Origin of the sequence: Bacillus cereus group sp. BfR-BA-01381 (genome assembly GCF_022663555.1) — a bacterium.
Taxonomy (GTDB): domain Bacteria; phylum Bacillota; class Bacilli; order Bacillales; family Bacillaceae_G; genus Bacillus_A; species Bacillus_A pacificus.
This window is the reverse complement of the sequence record NZ_JAKUFR010000181.1, coordinates 1-3,010: the sequence shown is the minus strand read 5'-3', so window position 1 is coordinate 3,010 and position 3,010 is coordinate 1. Positions and strand designations below refer to the sequence as shown.

Below are 3,010 nucleotides of genomic sequence, written 5' to 3'. Positions count from 1 at the left end.
AGGGGGAAATGAAAAATGGGAACAATCGTATGCCAAGTATGTGAAGGAACAATCGGACATTTTGAAGATGAAAAATCAACAGTACTATACGGGAAATGTGGATCTCATTGCGACTGTGACCATAAAGAACATTCAAAAGCTTAAATAAAAAAAGCGCCTACATATGTAGGTGCTTTTTTTAATAAACTGTAGTTGTGTTGCCAACTGTTGCAACAATTGCATCATCTCTAATCGGAATAAATCCTATGGATGTCTGTGGTGTGCTAGGAGAAGCGTGGTAGCTCATAAGACGGCTATCAATACGGGTAATAGTATCGGTTAAGAAAGCGGAAATAAAAGCGTAAGGGACTCGTCGCTCATTTAACGCGTATATAATTTCTTCTTTTGTTTTTACACCTACGCCATGCCCATAAAAAAAGAAATTTCCTAGATAGATTGTATTTTCTCCTTGCCACTCGATTGTAGCTGGGTTCACTTGTGGATTTTTAAAGTAAACGAGATCACCTGGGACAAGATCGCCACCCGTCTTTGTTATGAGCTTTAAATCTTGATCGTAGTCCCACGTATAAAGTAAAAGGTTTGCAAAGAGACGGTTGAAGGTTTCTTCCTCATATAATGCTAGTAAAGCTTTGTAAAAAATAATGATCATAGCGGTGGCACATTCAGTTCCATATAGTTTTCCGTTTTTGAAAATATCTTGTATGGCAATGGAAGGGGGTATGTTTGGAAGGAGCTCGAATCCTCCAAGAGATGTTCTTTTCCAATACTGAGGGTTACAAAAAGATTGTTGAAATGTGCGAAACTGAAAACCACTTTGAAAAAGTTCTAATGCAGAAGTAATAATATTAACACGCAAATTTAGATCAAAGCTGAGTTCATCAGATGTTCGGAAGGAATAGATTTCTTGATTTCCTGCCATTATAGATAAAATTTGTTGTTTCTCATTTGCAAATGGCTCATATTCATTTGTGATATAAGGATGTACAATAGAACGGCCTATTACAATCATAATAGTATCCCCACCTATACGTTACATTACATAATATCGTATGAGAAAAGGCCAAAAGGGTGAAAGAAAAGCCTATCAACTGATAGGCTTGTACTCTTTAATCACGCGTAATGTTTGTAATGTCATATCTTCAGGACCTTGTACAGGTAAACCTGCTTCTAAGTTTTTACGAATATACTCTAAGTTATCTTGTGTAATAATTTCCCCCGGAGTAAAGATTGGAATCCCTGGCGGATAAACCATAACGAAATCAGCTATAATACGACCTGCTGCATTTTCAAATGGGATGACTTCTGTTTCCGAATAAAAAGCATCTCGAGGAGAAAGTGCTAAAACAGGTATTTCTGGAATTTCTACTTGCACTTGAACACCTTTATCAGCTTTATTTTTAAATGTTGCTGATAAATCTTGTAATGCTACAATAAGTGTATTTGTCTCACTTTCTGTATCCCCAAAAGTGATAAGACATAGTATGTTGTATAAATCTGAGAGCTCTACTTCAATGTTATATTGCTCTCTAAGCCATACTTCAGCCTGATGACCTGTAATACCTAAATCTTTTACAGATACAATTATCTTTGTAGGATCATAGTTAAAAGTAGCATCCGTACCTAGCATTTCTTTCCCTGGACAGTAAAGATGTTCAATATCATTTATAGCATCACGAACTTGTTCCGCTAATTGTATTGTTTGTTCTATGAGTGCCGTTCCTTCTGTAGCAAGACGTTTTCTAGCAACATCTAGGGAGGCTAACAAGATGTAAGACGTTGATGTAGTCGTAAGCATGCTAATAATAGATTGAACATGTTTTACGTTCACAAGGCCTTCTTTTACATTAAGAATAGAACTTTGCGTTAAAGATCCACCTAATTTGTGAACACTTGTTGCTGCCATATCTGCACCGGCTTGCATCGCTGACATCGGCAGTTCATCGTGAAAATGAATATGAACACCATGAGCCTCATCAACGAGTACAGGGATATCGTAAGAATGTGCTAATTGTACAATCTGTTCTAAGTCCGCAGCAAAGCCAAAGTATGTTGGGTTAATAACAAGTAGGCCTTTCGCATCTGAGTGCTCTTCAAGTGCCTTTTTGACAGATTGAATTGTGATTCCATGTGAAATACCAAGTTTTGGATCAATTTCAGGATGCATGAAAATAGGTTTTGCACCTGAGAAAATAATAGCTGACATTACTGATTTATGCACGTTTCTTGGTACTAGTATTTTGTCACCAGGACCGCAAACGCTCATCACCATTGTCATAATTGCGCCACTTGTACCTTGAATAGAAAAGAAAGTATGATCCGCACCAAATGCAGCGGCTGCTAAATCCTGTGCTTCTTTAATCATACCTTTTGGATGATGTAAATCATCGAGCGGCGCAATATTAATTAAATCAATTGCTAATGCATTATGCCCAATAAATTCGCGAAATTCAGGATCCATGCCCTGTCCTTTTTTATGCCCTGGAATATGGAATTGAATTGGATTTCGCTTACTGTGCTCAACTAAAGCGGTAAACAATGGTGTTTCGTATTGGGACAATCTATACACCCCTTCTTTTTTTAATATTTATGAGAGTTTGTTTTATATAATCTTGTTCTAAAAAAGTTACGTTCTTTTTTAGAATGAGACTTGTTTTTCTGCCATTCACAAAAGCTTTTTTGAGATGGAAGCTTCACTTTATTTTCTATAAAACAAAAGCATTATATCACCAATAATTATAGATGTATAGCAAAAAATATTTTTACGGTGAGTATGTTAAATAGTAGCGTCCTACTAACTTCTAGTGGAAGGCAATTCCATTAAAATGAATAAATAGTGTATAATGCAAAGTGGCTATAGTGAAGTAGAAAAAATCACTTTAAGATAGCGTATTGAAATAAGAAGAAATGATAAATGAGGTGCGAAATGGAATATCAATATCCGTTAGATTATGATTGGTCAAATGAGGAAATGGTTACAATTGTGAAGTTTTATGAAGCGATTGAGAAAGCA

General features: G+C 36.1%; 4 protein-coding genes. 2 read left to right on the top strand and 2 right to left on the bottom strand.

The window, feature by feature from the left end:
• The first annotated feature begins 15 nt into the window (after nt 1–15).
• The gene (locus tag MR079_RS28010) at nt 16–144 is read left to right on the top strand and encodes a GapA-binding peptide SR1P (protein WP_000536793.1); all 129 of its coding nucleotides are present in this window, start codon (nt 16–18) and stop codon (nt 142–144) included.
• A gap of 34 nt (nt 145–178) precedes the next feature.
• Here MR079_RS28010 and MR079_RS28005 read toward each other — a convergent pair whose 3' ends face one another.
• The gene (locus tag MR079_RS28005) at nt 179–1,009 is read right to left on the bottom strand and encodes a protein-glutamine gamma-glutamyltransferase (protein WP_139866885.1); all 831 of its coding nucleotides are present in this window, start codon (nt 1,007–1,009) and stop codon (nt 179–181) included.
• A 75-nt stretch (nt 1,010–1,084) separates the two neighbouring features.
• A complete protein-coding gene (gene speA, locus MR079_RS28000; protein WP_205689054.1) occupies nt 1,085–2,557 on the bottom strand; it encodes an arginine decarboxylase in 1,473 nt (490 codons plus the stop codon).
• 366 nt (nt 2,558–2,923) lie between these two features.
• Between speA and MR079_RS27995 the strand changes: the two genes are divergently transcribed.
• Nucleotides 2,924–3,010, top strand: an 87-nt coding sequence (locus MR079_RS27995) for a UPF0223 family protein (RefSeq protein ID WP_242278056.1), incomplete at its 3' end; no start/stop codon positions are given.

What these genes read in the sequence shown, in the direction of transcription:
- MR079_RS28005 (WP_139866885.1), bottom strand. Translation starts at nt 1,009, where the DNA reads ATGATTGTAATAGGCCGTTCTATTGTACATCCTTATATCACAAATGAA.
- MR079_RS28010 (WP_000536793.1), top strand. Translation starts at nt 16, where the DNA reads ATGGGAACAATCGTATGCCAAGTATGTGAAGGAACAATCGGACATTTT.